The sequence below is a fragment of the Kovacikia sp. CALU 1929 genome, from assembly GCF_056784235.1.
In genome coordinates this window covers 38839-56771 of the sequence record NZ_JBXBCF010000090.1, presented here as the reverse complement: position 1 = coordinate 56771, position 17933 = coordinate 38839, and the positions used below count along the sequence as shown (strand labels likewise).

Below are 17933 nucleotides of genomic sequence, written 5' to 3'. Positions count from 1 at the left end.
TGTAACTATTCTCACGAACCCAACCACTGAAGAACGCTGCCTATGAAAATTCTTCTGGTTGATGATGATGAGCGACTTGGAAATACGCTGTCAAAGGCGCTGCTGGGCGATCGCTACCTGGTCAACCTTGCCATTAACGGGCAAACGGGCTTAGAAATGGCACAATCCTTTGAGTATGACCTGATCATGCTGGATGTGTTGCTACCCGGAATTGATGGGATTGGCGTGTGTCGGCAGTTGCGAGCAGGGGGGTATCAAAATCCAATTCTGCTACTGACCGCAAAAGATTCCAGCACGGACAAAATTGCCGGACTGGATGCTGGAGCCGATGACTATATGACCAAGCCCTTTGATGTGCCAGAACTACTGGCGCGGGTGCGGGCATTGCTGCGGCGCAGGGGGCGATCGTTTTCTCCGGTTTTGACCTGGGGAGAGATTCAGCTTCACCCAGCCACGGGTGAAGTGTATTTTCAGGAGTGCCCCGTTTCTCTCACTCCCAAAGAATTTCGCCTGTTAGAACTGTTTTTGCAACACCCGCTCAGGGTTTTCAGTCGGAGCAGCATCCTCGATCGCCTCTGGACACTGGATGAGTTTCCTACGGAAAGTACGGTCACAACCCATATCAAAGACCTGCGTCAGCGGCTCAGGGCAGCAGGTGCAACCATTGACCCGATCGAAACTGTGTATGGATTGGGTTACCGACTCAAACCACCCCCCATCTCACCCCTCTCAATAGATGCTCCTGAACTCACTACCGAAGCAAAGAAAAAGTCAGCAGATCGCTTGAATCCGCCGCAAAGGAGTGCCAGTCTCCAGGAAGTATTAAACCGCCATCGGAGAACCTTTGATGCCCAGGTTGTGGTCCTAGAAGAGGCGCAAAAAGCATGGTTTGCAGGCGATCTGAGCCAGGATTTGCGGCAGCAAGCTACCCGTGAGGCCCATAAATTAGCTGGCTCCCTGGGCATCTTTGGCATGCCAGCAGGCACCGACATTGCCCGCCAGATTGAACACCTGCTCATCGATGAAACCAAGCAGACAGAAACCGATGCGCAACAATTCGCCCAACTGATTCTCTCGCTGAAGCAAACCCTGGAAAAACCAGGCAAACCTCTATTGCCAGAAGATGCCCTTCTGGAACCAGAAGTGGACAAATCCTATCCCTTGGTGTGGTTGATTGAGACTGCCCATAATCAGGCTGGGTTCCCCCTGGCAGAAAACCTCCAATTAGCAGCCAAAAATTGGAGCCTGCGGGTGCAGGTAATCACGGGCTTGGTGGCAGCCAGGGAGGCGATCGCCCATACCCCACCCGATCTGATCCTGCTAGATCTGACCGCACCCGACACCGTCGAAGCTGGACTCACCCTGCTGGCAGAACTCACCATTCAACCCTCCAGTGCCCCTGTACTGGTCTTTACGAGCGAAAATGGGGAAAATAATTTGGCAGAGCGGGTTCGCATTTCTCGCCTGGGTGGACAGGGCGTGTTGCACAAAACGATGCCTGCTGACCAGATTCTGAAGGTGGTTACCCACCACTTGTTTCAACCCCAGGCGATCGAAGCCAGAGTCATGATTGTCGATGATGACCCCCTGATTCTGAAACGGCTGGAAAGTTTGTTGCGTCCCTGGGGGTTATACGTCATTACCCTGCAAGACCCTCAACAGTTTTGGGATGTCCTCACGACAGAGAAGCCCGATTTACTGGTGCTAGACCTGGAAATGCCCACCTTTAGCGGCTTTGACCTCTGTCAGGTAGTACGGCAAGACCCCTGTTGGGGAGATCTACCGATTTTAATTTTTACCGCTCACACCGACCTGGAAACCGTTCAGCAAGTCTTCGCTACCGGAGCCGATGATTTCGTGGGTAAACCCGTCGTTGGACCCGAACTGGTGACCCGCATTGTCAGTCGGATTGAGCGGCTTCAACTTCAACGCAAGCTAGAAGCCGCCAGGCGTGCGACCAAAGAGGCGGCGCGATGAGTCGAGGTAACTGGACTCTTCACCGTCGATTGGTAGACAGTGGCTTAGCGATCGCCTTATTCCTATTTGGTTCAGTCGGAGCCGCCTCCTACCTCAGCATCCAGAGGCTAAAGCAGAATCAGCAGTGGGTAGACCATACCTATCAGGTGCTGGAGGCGATCGGAGAAACCAATTATGGGATCAGCGAAGCCACCCTGGCAAGACGGGGCTTTGTCATTGCCCAAGATCAAAGCTATCTCTTGACCTATGGAGATGGGGTTCGTCGGACGCAGACTGCCCTCGAAACTTTAGAGCAGCTAACCATCGATAACCCTAACCAATATCAGCGGCTCCAGGCACTCAAGCCCCTGGTTAAGCGCAGGTTAGAAGGATTACAACAGTCGATAGACCGAATCAAACAGAACCCTGGTGATGAGGCAACGCAGATTGCCCTCACTATCCAGGGCGAAAACCTGCAAGATATTATCCAAAAAGAACTGAGCCACCTGGATTCTACCGAACGAACCCTGCTGAGTGAACGCTTTCAGGCAGCCCAGGACGGTGCCCAAACAACCCAGTCTATGGTGCTGGCAGGCTCTCTCTTGGGAGTTGGCTTGCTGCTAGGTGTTTACTGGATGCTACGAAACGAAGTGGATCGTCGGAGGCAGGCAGAAAAAAACCTGCAACAATTGAACGCCAGTCTAGAGCAACGGGTTCAGGAACGTACTGCCCAATTGTCCCAGAGTAATACCTCTCTACTGGCGGAAGTGCTGGAACGCGAACGGACGGAAGCAGAACTCTGGCAAACTAAAGCAGAGCTAGAACAACGGGTCGCAGCCCGCACTGTTGAACTCAGTCAAACCAATCAGCAACTCCAGGCAAGCGAAGCCAAATTCCGCAATGCCTTTGACAATGCCCCGATTGGGATTGCGCTGGTGGGGTTAGATGGTCGCTGGCTCAAAGTGAACCCACCCCTCTGTGAAATTGTTGGTTATTCCGAGGCTGAACTGCTGGCTCAAACCTTTCAAGCCATCACCCACCCCGATGATTTGGAAACAGCCATGAGCTATATCCACCAGCTTCTCAACGGGCAGATTCGCTCCTATGAAATGCAAAAACGGTACATCCATAGCCAGGGACACATCATCTGGGTACTCCTCAGTACATCCTTAATTCGCGATCGCCAGGGAGAGGCACAGTATTTGATCTCCCATATTCAAGACATTACCGAACGCCGGGTGATTGAACAGATGAAAAATGAGTTCATCTCGGTCGTCAGCCACGAACTGCGTACCCCGCTCACTTCGATTCGGGGTTCCCTGGGGCTATTGGCAACCGGGATTTACAACCACAAACCCGCCAAAGCCCGCCGCATGATTGAAATTGCCCAGACCGACACCGAACGCCTCTACCGCCTGGTTAACGATATCCTCGATCTGGAACGGCTCGAATCTGGCAGGATAAATCTGGTCAAGGAAGTTTGTCAGGTAGAAGTGCTGTTGCACCGTTCAGCCGAAGCCATGCAGGCAAATGCAGATGCCGCTGGGGTGACGATAGTGATCCAACCTACAACCGCTAAAGTCCTGGCAGCCCCTGACTCGATTATCCAAACCCTGACCAACCTGCTCAGTAACGCAATTAAGTTCTCGCCACCTGGGGGAATGATTTGGTTAGATGCCCAGGTGGAGAATGGAGAGTCTGGGGTGACCAGCTTACCGCCCTTTCACCCTGTAACTCCCACTCCCCACTCCCCACTCCCTACTCCCTATATCCTTTTCACCGTCAAAGACCAGGGGCGTGGGATTCCTCCCGATAAACTAGAGGTAATTTTTGGGCGATTTCAGCAGGTGGATGCTTCTGACTCGCGCCAAAAAGGGGGAACAGGACTGGGACTGGCAATCTGCCGTAGCATTATTCAGCAGCACGGCGGACAGATCTGGGCAACCAGCGTTCCAGGAGAAGGCAGCACATTTTATTTCACACTTCCTGAAAACTAATGCGGTTAAGTAATTACTCGGTGACAGACAATCATAAATTCGCCTAGATTTTTTAGGGAAATGTCTGAAAAAGTAGGTTTTGAGAATCCATGACCCGCCGTATCCTGATCATTGATGACGAAGACCGGATTCGAGAAATCGTTTGTGCCTGTTTAGAAGACATTGGCGAATGGCAGACTGAGACAGCAGCATCGGGATGGGAAGGCTTACTGAAGGCAGCGGCGGAGCCGTTTGATGCCATTCTGTTAGATGTCTCCATGCCAGATATGGACGGATTTGCTGTATTTGAAGCACTTCAGGATAATGCAACTACCCAATCCATCCCAGTCATTTTGTTGACTGCCAAAGTCTTACCCAGTGACAAAGCCCAGTTTGCCCAAATGGGGATTGCAGGATTGATTACCAAACCGTTCAACCCGCTAACAATTTCTGATCAGGTTGCTGAAGTACTGGGTTGGCTTGACTAGCTGTGCCCAATTTGACACAGGACCGTAATCTTTATCAGTTCCTCATTTTTGTGAGATAGCTTGCAGTAACAGCCGTCTCCTGATTTGGCGGTCTAGAGATTAACCGCCAAAGGTAAGTTTTATGTCTGTCAGGCGCGTTTTAGTGATTGATGATGATGACCACATTCGAGAGATTGTGCAGGCTTGCCTGAGAGATTTGGGTGGGTGGGAAGTTTGGGAAGCTGGTTCGGGTCAGGCGGGATTGGCGATCGCCGCTGCCCACAAGCCCGATGCCATTCTGCTAGATATGGTCATGCCCAAAATGGATGGATTGCAGTTTTTATCAGCCCTGCGGGCAGACCCGGAGCTTCAGTCTATCCCCGTGATTCTACTCAGTGTGAGAACACCCTGGCTGCAATTAGAGGATTACAGCCGGTGGGACATTCAGGGAGCGATCGCCAAACCTTTTAACTCCGTCGAACTACCAGAGCAAATAGCCGCTATCCTGGGCTGGGATTTCTCTGCAACTGTTTAGGAATCACAACTCAATAAGCTGCCACTTTTCAGCGGTTCTCATGCTGATGTGGTACAAGCTGGTGGTTTTTTATGAGTCATTAGTCATTAGTCCTTTGTGGCGACCAATGACCAATGACCAATGACCAAAAATGTACCTCACAAAGCTGAGAATTGCTATATGTGGGTTTAAGGCAGAAGGCAGAAAGCAGAAGGCAGTAAGGTAGTATTTATCCGACACCTGACACCTAACACCTAACACCTTCCTATGCGCCAGTACTTCTGGTTATCTGACAAACCAACCTGCGATTTGCCTCAACCCGATCCCACCCATCACGACCTGGAAAAACTGCGCCGTCAGCATCAACTCATTCTTAATTCTGTTGGAGATGGCGTTTACGGAGTCGATTTTGAAGGGAAGGTCACCTTTGTCAATCCAGCCGCTGCCAGGATGATTGGTTGGGAAGCGGAAGATCTGATTGGCAAATCTATGCATCATGTCATGCATCATTCCCGGCTAGATGGATCTCTCTACCCGGTTGAGGACTGCCCCATCTATGCCGCATTTCAAGACGGCATTGTTCATCGGGTTAATCAAGAAGTGTTCTGGCGCAAAGATGGCACCCACTTCCCCGTTGAATACATCAGTACCCCCATGCATGACGAGCGGGGTAACCTGGTCGGTGCCGTGGTTGCCTTTCGGGATATTACCCAGCGTAAATGGGCAGAAGCCATTTTGCAGCAGGCAAATGAGGAATTGGAACAGAAAGTTCAAGAACGCACTGCCGAGTTGCAACAACTGAATGAGCAATTAAAGGAACTCAGCGATCTCAAATCTCGCATGGTTTCTATGGTGTGCCATGAGTTTCGCAATCCGCTCAACAACATTTCGCTTTCGGTTTCATATCTGGATCGTTACAACAACCAGCTTTCGGGGGACCAGAAAGGCAAATATCTGAATGATATCCAGGCAAATGTAGAACGTATGACTACGATGATTGATGACATCTTAGTGATCGGAAAAGTAGAAGCAAAGAAAATTGAAATTCAACCAATTGAACTGGATTTAGCCGCGTTCTGCCGTAGCCTGACAGCAGAGATCCAGGCAACTGCACCCCAAAGCCGAATCGATTTTACCAGTCAACGCCAAACGTTTTCAGCTCAGATAGATGAGCGTTTATTGCGATCGATTTTAACGAATATTCTGTTTAATTCCATTCACTATTCCCCTCCTGAAAAGAAAGTACACTTCAAACTCTTAGCTCAAGACAACCAGATTATTTTTCAGATCAAAGATTATGGAATTGGCATTCCCGCTGAAGATCTTCCCCACCTGTTTGAACCCTTCCATCGCGGACGCAATGTGAGCAATATTCCTGGAACAGGACTGGGGTTGAGTATTGTGAAAAAGCTTGTCGATCTTCAGCAAGGAAAGATTGAAGTCCGTAGTAAGGTGGGTCGCGGAACAACGTTTACCGTTCGACTACCTTCTATCGTTCAACTGCCTTCCCAATCATTCGGTTGAGCTGGGCACAGCGATAGGCTCATACCTGAGGTACATTCTCTCCATTCCATTGCGCTCCTGATATCCGAATCTGACGGTCAATTTGTTTAGAGCCTTTCCCCTGACATAAGCCACAAGCACACTCATCCCCCCGCTGTTGTGGGTTTAAAAAGTAAAAACCCCAGCGAGACTGCCGGGGTTTTTAAGTAATTGTGGAGTTAGATTATGTTGAACCTAGTGTTCCCCTCACTTTTAGTTTTGAATCATCCCACGCTGGTTTCTTGTTCGTTTTTTTACACTCATTTGAAAAAACGGATTAAACTCAGTATTTCTACGTAATGCAATGCATATTTCAACCTCTACACAAAATGCCTGAAAGTGTCTGAAAGGATTAACATCTCTAAAGTTTTCGCTTACATCACCAACCAAAATCGCTTACTGGTGTTCAGTCCCCCGAATTTTCCAAAGTCTGGCATTCAAGTTCCTGCGGGGACAGTACAGTCAGGCGAAACAGTATAGGAGGCTGTAATGCACCTATGGAACCCTATGATTTTGCCGCAACTCAGCATAAGCGGCATAGACCCCCTGGACGTTATACCAGTTGAGGAAAATACGGGCAGTTTCCAGGGCAAGCTGAGGTTTGCCCTGGTCAATTAGCCACTGAAGAAAGGGTGCCATCGTGCGTTCATTCAGCCTGCCACCGAGGGACAGGATACCCCACAGCAGGCGATGCAGCCAGGTCATCTGAATCATCATGCGCACTTCCCAGGTGGGGTGTTTCTGATAAAACAGAACGCCCATTCTGCCCCGCTGGTATTCTTTCTCGATCAGGTTGGGGATCTGCGTCAGGTTAAAAGGCGGGTGCCAGTGGTAACCAACCGCTTCTGGACATTTGACCAGTTTTAACCCCAGTTGCTTCAGGCGTACACCCAGTTCCAGGTCTTCCCAGCCATAGAGTTGAAAGCGTGTGTCAAAAAGTCCCGCTTTTTCCAGCCAAATGCGGGCGATCGCCACATTCCCCGTCGCAAAAAACGCCTGGGAAAAGTCTGTCACCTTAAATGGCTCTGAAGTGGGATTGTCAAAATTACAGGTGTTGATCACCCGCCCATAGGTGAAGAGGCGATCGCTCTCCAGTTCCTTTGTCCCTTGAAGTAATCCAGTGGCATGGGATTGCAAAAACGTCTCCGTTACCACCAGGTCACTGTCAATGAAAATGATTGTGTCGCCTGCTGCCTTTTCAACTCCCAGGTTACGGGCGGCGGCGGGTCCCTGATGATCCTGATGAAATAACTTCACATGGGGAAACTGAGCGGCTGAAGTGTTTAGCCAGTCTACGGTGCCATCCGTTGAGCCATCATCCACAACCACCACTTCATACTGATCAACCTGGGTGGGGTCAGATTGTTGTTGCTCCAACGCCTTCAGACATTTTTCTAAAATTGGTTTACGGTTGTAAGTTGGAATGACTACGCTAAAAAACACGGCGTTTCCCATCAATTAAACAGTGGCTCAACATATTTTGCTCTATGCCTCCCCCGCGATTGGGGGACTGTTGCAGTATAACCACTCTATCCTGTGTGCCCTGGCTAATTTAGGTTACCAGGTAACCTATGTGCAAGACATTCCGGATGGTCTGGTTCAGCTATTTGGGACTGAAGGGATGGAACGGACTCGCCAGCGGGCGGAGTGGTTTGTGCAGCAGCAGAAACAGCAGGGGATTCAGCAACATCGCTGGCTGGAGTCAGCTAAAGCCAGCGATGCCGAACAGGTCATTGCAGAATTCAAACCCGATGTGATCATCATGAGCAATGGCGGACCCGTCGCCAACTTTTTCCCAAAACGGGTCGCGATTCAGTCGGGCATTCCCTACATCATCGTGGAACATCTGGTGCATCCTGTGAAACCAAAGGAAGTTCCAGAAGCCTATGCTGAACTGGCACAGCAGTATGTGGAAGCTAAGGCGGTGATTGCGGTTTCTCAGGACAATCTGCGGCTGCTGCGGAAACTGTTTGGGCTGGCAGAGGATAAGGGACAGGTGATCTACTGTGGACGACCAGCCGTTTACTTTGAACCGCCGGATTTGGACGTGCGATCGCGCCTGCGCCAGCAGTGGGACATTCCTGCTGATGCCGTCCTCTGCTTCACCGCAGCCCGGATGGACATTATCAAAGGCTATCAGTACCAGATTGGAGCAATCAAGCAACTGAAGCAGACTCCCATCTGGTCAAACCTTTACTTTGCCTGGGCGGGCACTGGCACCTTGGAAGACCAGTTCAAGCAAACCATTAAACAGGCAGGCGTTGCCGATCGCGTCAAGTTTCTTGGTGAACTGGAGGCGATCGACGAATGGCTGGATGCCAGTGATATCTTTGTGCTGCCATCCGAATCCGAAGGGCTGCCCCTGGCAATGATGGAGGCAATGGCAAAGGGATTGCCCGTTGCTGCTGCTGCCGTCAGTGGCGTTCCCGAAGGGCTGGGAGACACCGGAAAATTGTTGACTTCTCCAATATTTGGGGACTCCCAGGCAACCATTCGAGAACTGGTACAGACGCTGCAAGTTTGGGCAGGGGACTCAACTTTACGGCAACAGGTAGGACAGGCGTGTAAACAGCGAGCAGAGGCATTATTCCGAGAGGAGCGCATGGTGGAGGAAACGATCGCGCTGATTCAATCGCTTTAGTGACTCATCTCTAGCATTCGTTGAATTGGCTTCAGGGCAGCAAGCCGAGTTGCTTCTGGCAAAGTCACCTCTGGGGTACGGTTTTTCATACACCAGTAAAGTTTTTCCAGGGTATTTAGCCGCATGTAGGGGCACTCATTACAAGCACAGTTATTGAGTGGGGGCGCGGGAATAAATTGTTTATTCGGTGCCACCTTCTGCATCTGGTGAATGATGCCCGGTTCCGTTGCCACAATAAAGGACTGGCTGGAACTCTGCTGAATGTACTTGAGTAAAGCAGTCGTCGAGCCAATGTAGCTGGCATGGCGTAGAACAGACGGTTCACATTCCGGGTGGGCGATCGCCTCTGCTTCAGGATGCTGAATCTGCAACTGCACCATTTTCTTCTCGGAAAACGTCTCATGCACGATGCAACTTCCCTGCCACAGCACCATCTCCCGTCCAGTCTGCTGCATCACATACCTGCCCAAATTGCGATCGGGAGCAAAAATAATCGGCTGGTCAGGTGCAACCTGCTGCACAATTTTGACTGCATTGGCGCTGGTGCAAATGATATCACTCATCGCCTTAATTTCTGCCGTGCAATTTATGTAGGAAATTACCAAATGTCCAGGATGGGCGGCTTTAAATTTGGCAAACTCTTCAGGGGGACAGCTATCCGCCAGAGAACATCCGGCTGCCAGGTCAGGCAACAAGACCAGCTTGTTGGGGTTCAAAATCTTGGCAGTTTCCGCCATGAAATGAACCCCCGCAAATACAATCACATCTGCATCCGTCTGGGCTGCCTGCTGCGATAGACCCAGCGAATCGCCGATGTAGTCTGCAATATCCTGAATATCTGGTTCCTGATAGTAGTGTGCCAGGATGACGGCATTGAGTTCACGCTTCAGGTCAGCGATCGCCCCAAACAGGTCACGCGGTAATTGAGTCTCAGGTGCAGGAAGCGTTGTTAAAAACACAGCATCAACCACAAAAGTGCAATCTTGGACTCTTTAATTATAGTGTTAATTACCAAAATATGAAAAGGATATTCCACTCAGTTTCACTAAAAGTTGTGATAGAAAAGCTGGATGCCAAATTTCCTAAACCTGAGAGCTTGCCCCTTGCCCCATAACCTGCCCTCAAATCGGTTCGGAGCTAACGGCTCAAACCCATTAAAATAGGTTGAAAGCCTGTCACCTGGCTATTTCAGTCCATTTCAACGGACTTCGGCTATCAGCCCGAAATTTGAATTCTGGGCGGGTATTGCCAGTGGTGCAAGATCTGTAGTCATAAACATGACACTACCCTGCATCGGAATTCCCCATACTAATTACCTGGTCAATTCACTTAACCAGTAGGAGAATCACTATGAGTATGAAACCACCCCCGATCGCCTACGTTCTCTTCGTAGTTCTCATCATCTTTTTTGGAATCGTAGGTGGCTACACAATCTACCTGATGAGACAGTAACCCCATCAATCAAGATAAGCGGCGGCAAACAACCTCGGCATCACCACCAAGATTTTATACCGTCCGCTTTCATCAACTGATTAGATTGGGTCACTATCGGCTACTCTTCACTGCTCTCGGCTGACTATTTGCTATCAGGTATAAGCAGTGAATCTACTTTTGTGGACATTAGCCAAGCAAAACCAATTAATGATGCATAACCGCCAAACAGAAAGGCTGCATAGCGCCCTGCTGTTTCAGGTTGCATATTGCTCATTAACTCAGAGAAGCCAGCGAGAATCGGAATCTCACCTAGCATCCCAGGCAAAGCAATACAAATCGCACCCTGCAACCAATCTTTTTTCTCAATCCGCCGCCACTTCATAAGCCCCAAAGATACCCCAGAATACAAAACACCTGTGACAATGACATTGAGCCAGTATTGGGCAGAAGAACCTTCAAAGAAATACGAACCAGCCATGCGATAAACGGAAGTTCCTACTATCCAGATGACGAAACCAAGTAAGACGAAGCCAATTCGGTCTTTTGCGTTCATGGTGATTTCTCTATTAAACGGTGTTAATGTAACATTCATTACGCTAATTATTAATGTAATAGATGTTACGTTAACTGTCAACCCATGAGCCGACCCACTGAGCCTCAGAAGAAGGAAGAGCTTCTAGAACGATGTCTAGCTGCTGCGATCGAAGTAGGAGCATTGGACTCCAGTATCAACGCGATCGCTAAGAGAATAGGGACTAGTGGACGAATGCTCGTTTACCACTTTGGCTCTAAACACGAATTAGAGCGACAAATCATCGGTCTTTTGGAGACTCGCTTGCGTGAAAAATTATGGTCATTTCAAGGCGTGCCGCTTGAAGGGGCAGATTGTCTAGCACAACCCCTGCTTGGAATGTGGAGGCATTTGACTTCACCAGAGATGCACGGTTTGCTGAAACTGACGATGGAGCTAAATCAACGTGCCATCCAAGGCGACTCAGAAACACAACGTTTCTTAGAGCAAGAGAGTCAAAAATGGGTAGATTCTCTATTTAAACTTACACATGACAAAACTACTGCTTTATCGCTATTTCATTTATTTCAAGGGGCAATCTTAGACTTTTTGACTACGGGAAATGCACAACGCGGACAACAAACCATTCAGGCTTTTACGGGAACACTTCGGTAGCTTGAACCTGGACATCTACAGACAATTTCTCGGTTACTGTCTCCACCGACAACTCAAGCAACCCAACATGTCAATGGAAGTCTTTGCCCTGCGATTGAAGCCAAATATGGACTTGAAGGAAAGCCTATGGAAATTTACCCAGTCCAACCACATTCAAGCAGGCTTTATTCTAACCACCGTGGGTAGCCTCAAACAGGCATCCCTCCGCTTTGCCGGACAATCCGCCAGCCAGGTTTTTGTAGGGAAATTTGAGATTGTCTCCTTAATCGGTACCCTTTGCCCCAATGGTGTTCACCTCCACCTTTCCATCTCAGACAGTGAAGGCAAAACCCTTGGTGGTCACCTGTCCAGCGGTAGTCTCATTTACACCACTGCCGAAATTGTGATCGGTGAGAGCCAGAACCATCGCTTCTCCAGAGTATTCGATGAGCAGACAGGTTATCAGGAGTTGCAAATAGAGGAGATGAAAGGGAGTAAGAGTTGTTAGTTGTTGGTTGTTAGTTGTTAGAAGGTGGTGAATGGTCAGTGGTCAGTGGTCAGTAGTCAGTAGTCATTGACGCAATGGGCGACTTGGAAGCCAAGATCCCCGGTATCTCATTGGCTCCAATTGAGTTGACCGACTAACCTCCCCAGACACCGAAGATCTGGGGATTGTCGCACCCGCGTTATTGGTATTTACAGGTGACAAAGGACGAATCGCCGACCAATTACCAATTACCCAGACTAACTCTCAACTCTCAACTTTCAGCAAGGCTGCTAACCTGTGCCGCATGACAATCCCTGGTTTATCCGATGCCATGTGTTGCTCTTGACTAACGCTGAGGGGTACATCATAGTCAGTGCCTTCCAAAATAGCGCGATCTTCCAGGGTTACAGTGCGGTCAAAGGCAATCACACTCTCTGCACTGGCTTCTGCCTCGGTGTCATTTCGCAGGCAGAACTGAACAATCTGGGAAGAGGAATCGTTAATCGGGGTAGCGGCAGTAAAAATAAGGTGAATCAATCCATTTGGATAGGTGATTTTGAGCGTGCGAATGAAGGGCATAAACCAGGTTCCTTCGCTGATGCGGACGGTTCTGGTGTCTGCCATTTGTAAATTTTGCTGTTGCAGATCGGAGTTAAAGACCGGCAGCACATAGGTCATCCAGAACCCAAATTCCGTTTCCTGAAAAGAATCAGGCGCGGGAGGAACGGGTTCCTGCTCAACCCCAAAGGTGCTGGAGTGGACAAAGTGAGGATGGGCATTGTCAAACGAGTTTTCCATCAGCCGCAGTCCGGCACAGTGCCACACTTCATAAAATTCTGGAATCTGGCGGAAGTCAGGATCATTTGCTTCAGGGATTTCCGGGATGGGGAGTAATGGCTGATCCATGCAGACCCAGACATAGCCATAGCGTTCCTGACACGGGTAGCCCTCAACCTGATAGGTACGAGGGATCTGGTCATGGGTGAGTTGGGGCACTTGAACACAGGTTCCCAGACGATTAAACGACCAGCCGTGGTAGGGACAGCGAATACACCCATCCACGACTTTGCCCTGGGACAGCCGGGCAGAGCGGTGGCAGCAGCGATCGCGCACCGCCGCTGGGTTTTCATCCCCATCCAGCCACAATACGAGTTTCTGACTCAACAACTCAAAGGATTGGGGACCCGCTTGAAGCGCTGAGATTGGCATTACGGGATACCAGAACCGTTTGAGGACAGGCTGTTGAGTGACGAGCATAGAAGATTACAGGCTATTGGAATAGTTTCAATGTCTGCCGAATGAAACTGCGATCGCAATTTCTCAATTTTCTCCAACGATGACAACAATTTCTGTAATCAGAAACACGGGTAGCCCAGTGGTCTGTCAAGATGATTTTGTGGGTCAAAAACCCCAAAATAATAACCCCTTTCATTGCCAGACGCATAATTTCAAAATAGACCAACCACTAGTGGGTCATTTGTAATGGCTATCGCCATTTGAGAGTTCCAGACTAGAGGTATAGAACTCAATACCTAGTATTAGGGTAAGTCAAATAACTCGTCGGCAAAAAGCCGCTCTTCGCTCCGTGAGTGTGGAAGAATGTCAGATCATTGAGCAACTCAGTCGATCTCGTCGTGAATCTGCTGTGCATGTGGTGCGTGCCCAACTGCTCTTAGCGGTAGAAGCTGGGGCAGTTATACCGACGCAGCCTTTTGAATGGGTCCGTAAACGAGATCAGCGACGACAGCAGGCACGCTTACAAAAACGGCATCGCTTGAGTGCTTCTGGCGCTTGTACCCGATATCCTACCCGTAGACATCTTTCCCTCTTTGACCAATGGCGATGTTCGTGACAAATGACCCACTAGTGTTGCAAACACTAAATTTTGCAACATGGGATTTTGGGGGCAAAGCCCCCAAGAAGGGGTTCCACCCCTTCACCCCTTCGAAACTTTTTGTTTACTGTACTAGTGGTCTGTATGGCATCTAGCTGGATGGCTCTATCAGTCAGAAGACATGGTGGTGCTGGCTAGGGGCGTAGGTAAACCATCAATACTAACTAAGTTCTTTTGTTGGCGGTAGTCTCGTAAGTCCTGTTCCCCTTTTTTTGCCGCCCAATTTACCATTACTTCTCGTTGCTCCTGATATTGATATAGGGGCACCCCATTGCCACAGGAGGTCTGTATCCGTTCAATATCGGCAACGATGATCTGGCGCGTACCGGGGATTGGGGTAAATAGAGGATATAGCTCATCCCACGGGTCACTATTGGGCAAAACGGTAGAGCCATGCCCATACAAACGCAAAATCAGAGGCGCACCCTGAAACGCACAGAACATAAACGTGATCCGCCCATTCTCTAGCAAATGAGCCGAGGTTTCGTTACCACTCCCCGTCAGATCTAGGTAGGCTACCTGAGTCGGTGACAGAATCCGAAAACTATCCAACCCTTTAGGGGAAAGATTGACATGCCCCGTTTGACTCAGAGGCGCAGTCCCAACAAAGAAGATTTGTTGTTCAGCAATAAAGCGTTGCAGTTCATCCGTAATGCGATCGAATAATTTTGCCATAGACGGAAAAAGCTTGGTCAGTGGTCAGGAATATGGGGATGAGGGGTTGGTAGGCATTAGTCATTAGTCATTTTCAACTCCGAACTTCGAACTCCGAACTTCATCCTAAAAAAAACGGGTAGTCCGAAAACTACCCGGTTAACTCAGAGATTCACAATGAAGGCAAAGACCAGGAATTTAGAAATCATCGTTATTGGCTGTTAATCATTAGAAACTGCTTAATTACAACTCAGTCTCTAACAACTAACAACTAACAACCAACAACTCCCTACACTCCAACCGCTTTCTTGGTCACTTGAGCCAGATCACCCTTGGCGTACTTGGCTGCAAACTCTTCTAGAGAGATTTGCTTGATCTTGCTGGCATTTCCAGCGGTATCAAACTGCTGATAACGGTCAGCACAGACCTTTTGCATGTACTTGATGGAGGGCTTCAGGAAGTGACGGGGGTCAAACTCTTTCGGATTCGCAGCCAGAGCTTCACGAACCGCAGCCGTAATCGCCAGACGGTTGTCCGTGTCGATGTTGACCTTACGCACACCACTCTTGATGCCTTTCTGAATTTCCTCAACGGGCACCCCGTAGGTTTCAGGAATAGCACCACCATACTGGTTGATCAGCGCAATCAGATCCTCAGGCACGGAAGAGGAACCGTGCATCACCAAGTGGGTATTTGGTAGGCGGCGGTGAATTTCTTCAATCCGGCTGATTGCCAGAATTTCGCCAGTCGGTTTGCGGGTGAACTTGTAAGCCCCGTGGCTGGTACCAATCGCAACTGCCAGCGCATCCACTTGAGTGGCTTCAACAAACTGAACCGCTTCATCAGGGTCAGTCAGGAGTTGATCATGGGACAGAGTACCCTCGAATCCATGACCATCTTCCTTGTCGCCCTGTCCGGTTTCCAAAGAACCCAAACAGCCGAGTTCGCCTTCAACACTGGCACCGATCGCGTGGGCAACCTTAACGACTTCGCTGGTGACACGAACGTTGTAATCAAAGCTGGCAGGAGTTTTTGCATCTGCTTCCAGGGAGCCGTCCATCATGACACTGGTGAAGCCGTTTTTGATGGCGGAGTAGCAAGTGGCAGGCTCGTTACCGTGATCCTGGTGCATCACAATGGGAATGTGGGGATAGGTTTCGATCGCTGCCAGAATCAGGTGACGGAGGAAGTTTTCACCTGCATACTTTCGGGCACCACGGGATGCTTGCAGGATCACCGGGCTATCGGTTTCATGGGCAGCCTGCATAATTGCCTGAATCTGCTCCATGTTATTGACGTTAAATGCAGGGATGCCGTAGCCATTCTCCGCCGCATGATCCAGCAGCAGTCGCATAGGTACGAGCGCCATAAACAGTCCTCCTGGTTAGGTTAAATGTGATCAGCTAGTTATAGACAAGATTAATCCTTACGATAATCTTAAGATACTTTGCCAATTAGAGGCAGGGGGTCAGGCAGGGTTAGACAAAATAATAGGCAAAAATTACTATTTAATTTACTTATGTGATCGAATGCGGGGTAGTCGGATAACGAGCAAGTCCATAATTTATAGTTTTGAGTTCGTAGTTCTTAGGCTGTCGCAAATTTCCTCTTACCTCTTGCCTCTTACCCCCTTCGCCCTTCACTAACAAGCCATCCACCCATCCCCCTCTCTCAACTATGGCGCTCAAACGACTGATTATCGAAATGGGTATGGGTATTGACCAGCATGGTCAAGAACCCACGGTGGCGGCTGCCAGGGCAGTTCGCAATGCGATCGCCCACAATGCTCTTCCTGGGGTGTGGGAAGTGGCGGGATTAAACCACCCAGATGAAATGGTGGTGGAGGTCAAGGTTGCGGTTCCCTATCCAGAGCAGGTGCACCAGGAGGAGGTGCTGGCAGTCCTGCCCTTTGGTCGTAAGTCACTACTGGTGGAGCAAGGTGGAATGGTCGTCCAGGGGCGGGCAATCCCAGAACTGGGCGATCGCAATGATGACATGCTGATCGCCGTTGCTGCTGTGACAGTTCTGGTTGAAGTTTGATTTAACGCTTCCGAGCACTCATCATGGTCCAGCGCTTGTCTTCGGGATGAATCCGCATGGAGCTAATGGCGTAGCCGTGTTCATCCAGAACCTGCTGGATCGCATCAAGGTTGTTGATCTTGACCCACTGTTCAACCTGTTCAGGTTGCCCGTAGCGTAACTGGCTATGGAGACAACCGGCTTCCCACCCGTCCATAAAGCGATCGCTGTGGGTAAATGCCTGTACCAGATTTTGATTGGTGCCTTCAGCCGTTTTCTCTGCCACCATCAGCACACGGGTGGGATCCTCAGGATCAGCCGTTAACCCAGTGAGACTATAGTTATGTTTCCGTAGAACTCCTTTGAAGTCATTGAGCTGGGATAGGGAGATCCATTCCTTAAACTGACCTGGAACTTGATGGGTCAAACGTCCAGTCAACTCTCCTACTGCGAATCCATCTAGAAAGACTTGTTCCTGAGTTCCCTGTACCATGACGATTCTCCTTAGCTAGAACCAGCAAACTATGACCACCAAATATAGATGTTCTATAGAATGCCTTAGATCTTAGAAGAGATTCAAGTACAGGTCATACGCTTTGGGAAATATCTTCCCTGGACTACTGGAATAGTTAAGCGGGCAACAACTTGTAGCTCCCCGGTTTCCTGCGGAATGACTCGTTGAATTCAACCAAGTTCAACGAGAAACCGGCGATCATCGCTATCAAGCTGCCCGATACGTTAGATAGATTTTTGATCAGTATTGGAAAGTTACCGCTTTGCCTTTTCAGACTTGCGGCGACTGGGGCGATCGCCCCGTGCATCCTGGTCACGGCGACGGCGATCGCGCCAATCTGCCAGAGTCAGGTAAACAATGCCTCCAGTTAAGACAACTAATAAACCAAATGCTGCGAGAGCAAGAACACTAAGAGCCGTAGATTCCACTGTCGTTAATTCTTAATTTAGAAACCGTTACGTCCCCAGATCACCAGGGAAATGGAGAACGTAAACACTACTAGAAGCCCAACCCAACCCAGCGACAAAATATCCATGACTGTATGTAAAGCGAGTATTACAGAATAAATCCAAAATCCATCATAATTCAAAGTTGGCACGGGATGAAGGGGGGGAGAGGAGGGGTGAGGTTGTTAGTAGTTGGTTGCTAGTGGTTAGAAGGTGGTCAGTGG

The 17933-nt window shown here is 49.5% G+C and carries 19 protein-coding genes; 10 read left to right on the top strand and 9 right to left on the bottom strand.

All coding sequences use genetic code 11. The features are described from left to right. The first annotated feature begins 42 nt into the window (after nt 1-42). The 5 genes from AC1S52_RS24725 to AC1S52_RS24705 all read left to right on the top strand — a co-directional run bounded on the left by AC1S52_RS24725 (nt 43) and on the right by AC1S52_RS24705 (nt 6437). Nucleotides 43-1977: a response regulator gene (locus AC1S52_RS24725; RefSeq protein WP_482031704.1), complete on the top strand. Its 1935-nt coding sequence runs from the start codon at nt 43-45 to the stop codon at nt 1975-1977. Beyond that, nucleotides 1974-3953 (top strand): PAS domain S-box protein, encoded by a 1980-nt coding sequence (locus AC1S52_RS24720; protein ID WP_482031703.1) that lies wholly within the window; start codon nt 1974-1976, stop codon nt 3951-3953. Before AC1S52_RS24725 ends, AC1S52_RS24720 begins: the two co-directional genes overlap by 4 nt. Nucleotides 3954-4042: 89 nt before the next feature. Continuing rightward, entirely contained in the window at nt 4043-4420 is a 378-nt protein-coding gene (locus AC1S52_RS24715) for a response regulator (RefSeq protein ID WP_482031702.1), read from the top strand. A gap of 121 nt (nt 4421-4541) precedes the next feature. After that, nucleotides 4542-4934 (top strand): response regulator, encoded by a 393-nt coding sequence (locus tag AC1S52_RS24710; RefSeq protein ID WP_482031701.1) that lies wholly within the window; start codon nt 4542-4544, stop codon nt 4932-4934. A gap of 246 nt (nt 4935-5180) precedes the next feature. After that, nucleotides 5181-6437 (top strand): PAS domain-containing sensor histidine kinase, encoded by a 1257-nt coding sequence (locus tag AC1S52_RS24705; protein WP_482031700.1) that lies wholly within the window; start codon nt 5181-5183, stop codon nt 6435-6437. A 513-nt stretch (nt 6438-6950) separates the two neighbouring features. Here AC1S52_RS24705 and AC1S52_RS24700 read toward each other — a convergent pair. Beyond that, nucleotides 6951-7910: a glycosyltransferase family 2 protein gene (locus AC1S52_RS24700; RefSeq protein WP_482031699.1), complete on the bottom strand. Its 960-nt coding sequence runs from the start codon at nt 7908-7910 to the stop codon at nt 6951-6953. 10 nt (nt 7911-7920) lie between these two features. Between AC1S52_RS24700 and AC1S52_RS24695 the strand changes: the two genes are divergently transcribed. Then, nucleotides 7921-9096 carry a glycosyltransferase family 4 protein gene (locus AC1S52_RS24695; protein ID WP_482031698.1) on the top strand — a complete coding sequence of 392 codons (1176 nt, stop codon included), beginning with the start codon at nt 7921-7923 and terminating at the stop codon, nt 9094-9096. On the opposite strand, the gene nadA is transcribed toward AC1S52_RS24695, so the two are convergent. Both nadA and AC1S52_RS24685 read right to left on the bottom strand, forming a co-directional pair. Then, nucleotides 9093-10055 carry a quinolinate synthase NadA gene (gene nadA / locus AC1S52_RS24690; RefSeq protein WP_482031697.1) on the bottom strand — a complete coding sequence of 321 codons (963 nt, stop codon included), beginning with the start codon at nt 10053-10055 and terminating at the stop codon, nt 9093-9095. The two genes, AC1S52_RS24695 and nadA, sit on opposite strands and share 4 nt — an antisense overlap. A 617-nt stretch (nt 10056-10672) precedes the next feature. Further along, entirely contained in the window at nt 10673-11122 is a 450-nt protein-coding gene (locus tag AC1S52_RS24685; protein ID WP_482031696.1) for a DUF5367 domain-containing protein, read from the bottom strand. A 45-nt stretch (nt 11123-11167) separates the two neighbouring features. Here AC1S52_RS24685 and AC1S52_RS24680 point away from each other — a divergent pair, with 45 nt between their 5' ends. Together AC1S52_RS24680 and AC1S52_RS24675 are read left to right on the top strand one after the other, a co-directional pair. Further along, nucleotides 11168-11716: a TetR/AcrR family transcriptional regulator gene (locus AC1S52_RS24680; protein ID WP_482031695.1), complete on the top strand. Its 549-nt coding sequence runs from the start codon at nt 11168-11170 to the stop codon at nt 11714-11716. Continuing rightward, the gene (locus AC1S52_RS24675) at nt 11664-12203 is read left to right on the top strand and encodes a PPC domain-containing DNA-binding protein (RefSeq protein WP_482031694.1); all 540 of its coding nucleotides are present in this window, start codon (nt 11664-11666) and stop codon (nt 12201-12203) included. The genes AC1S52_RS24680 and AC1S52_RS24675 overlap by 53 nt, the downstream gene beginning before the upstream one ends. Nucleotides 12204-12446: 243 nt before the next feature. Here AC1S52_RS24675 and AC1S52_RS24670 read toward each other — a convergent pair whose 3' ends face one another. Next, complete coding sequence (locus tag AC1S52_RS24670) at nt 12447-13439, bottom strand: aromatic ring-hydroxylating dioxygenase subunit alpha (protein WP_482031693.1); 993 nt, start codon at nt 13437-13439, stop codon at nt 12447-12449. A gap of 328 nt (nt 13440-13767) precedes the next feature. On the opposite strand from AC1S52_RS24670, the gene AC1S52_RS24665 reads away from it, so the two are divergent. Continuing rightward, complete coding sequence (locus AC1S52_RS24665; RefSeq protein WP_482031692.1) at nt 13768-14034, top strand: hypothetical protein; 267 nt, start codon at nt 13768-13770, stop codon at nt 14032-14034. Between the two features lie 150 nt (nt 14035-14184). Here the strand turns inward: AC1S52_RS24665 and AC1S52_RS24660 are convergent, their stop codons facing one another. Next, nucleotides 14185-14751: a pyridoxamine 5'-phosphate oxidase family protein gene (locus tag AC1S52_RS24660; RefSeq protein ID WP_482031691.1), complete on the bottom strand. Its 567-nt coding sequence runs from the start codon at nt 14749-14751 to the stop codon at nt 14185-14187. Between the two features lie 268 nt (nt 14752-15019). Next, nucleotides 15020-16099 carry a class II fructose-bisphosphate aldolase gene (gene fba / locus AC1S52_RS24655; protein ID WP_482031690.1) on the bottom strand — a complete coding sequence of 360 codons (1080 nt, stop codon included), beginning with the start codon at nt 16097-16099 and terminating at the stop codon, nt 15020-15022. Nucleotides 16100-16407: 308 nt separating this feature from the next. Here fba and AC1S52_RS24650 point away from each other — a divergent pair, with 308 nt between their 5' ends. After that, complete coding sequence (locus AC1S52_RS24650; protein ID WP_482031689.1) at nt 16408-16770, top strand: Lin0512 family protein; 363 nt, start codon at nt 16408-16410, stop codon at nt 16768-16770. Nucleotide 16771: 1 nt separating this feature from the next. On the opposite strand, the gene AC1S52_RS24645 is transcribed toward AC1S52_RS24650, so the two are convergent. From AC1S52_RS24645 to petN, 3 genes are all read right to left on the bottom strand, one after another. Continuing rightward, complete coding sequence (locus AC1S52_RS24645) at nt 16772-17242, bottom strand: hypothetical protein (RefSeq protein WP_482031688.1); 471 nt, start codon at nt 17240-17242, stop codon at nt 16772-16774. A gap of 275 nt (nt 17243-17517) precedes the next feature. Then, nucleotides 17518-17691 carry a hypothetical protein gene (locus AC1S52_RS24640; RefSeq protein WP_482031687.1) on the bottom strand — a complete coding sequence of 58 codons (174 nt, stop codon included), beginning with the start codon at nt 17689-17691 and terminating at the stop codon, nt 17518-17520. Nucleotides 17692-17708: 17 nt separating this feature from the next. Then, nucleotides 17709-17798, bottom strand: coding sequence for a cytochrome b6-f complex subunit PetN (gene petN, locus AC1S52_RS24635; RefSeq protein WP_482031847.1), 90 nt, complete (start codon nt 17796-17798; stop codon nt 17709-17711). Nucleotides 17799-17933 lie beyond the last annotated feature (135 nt).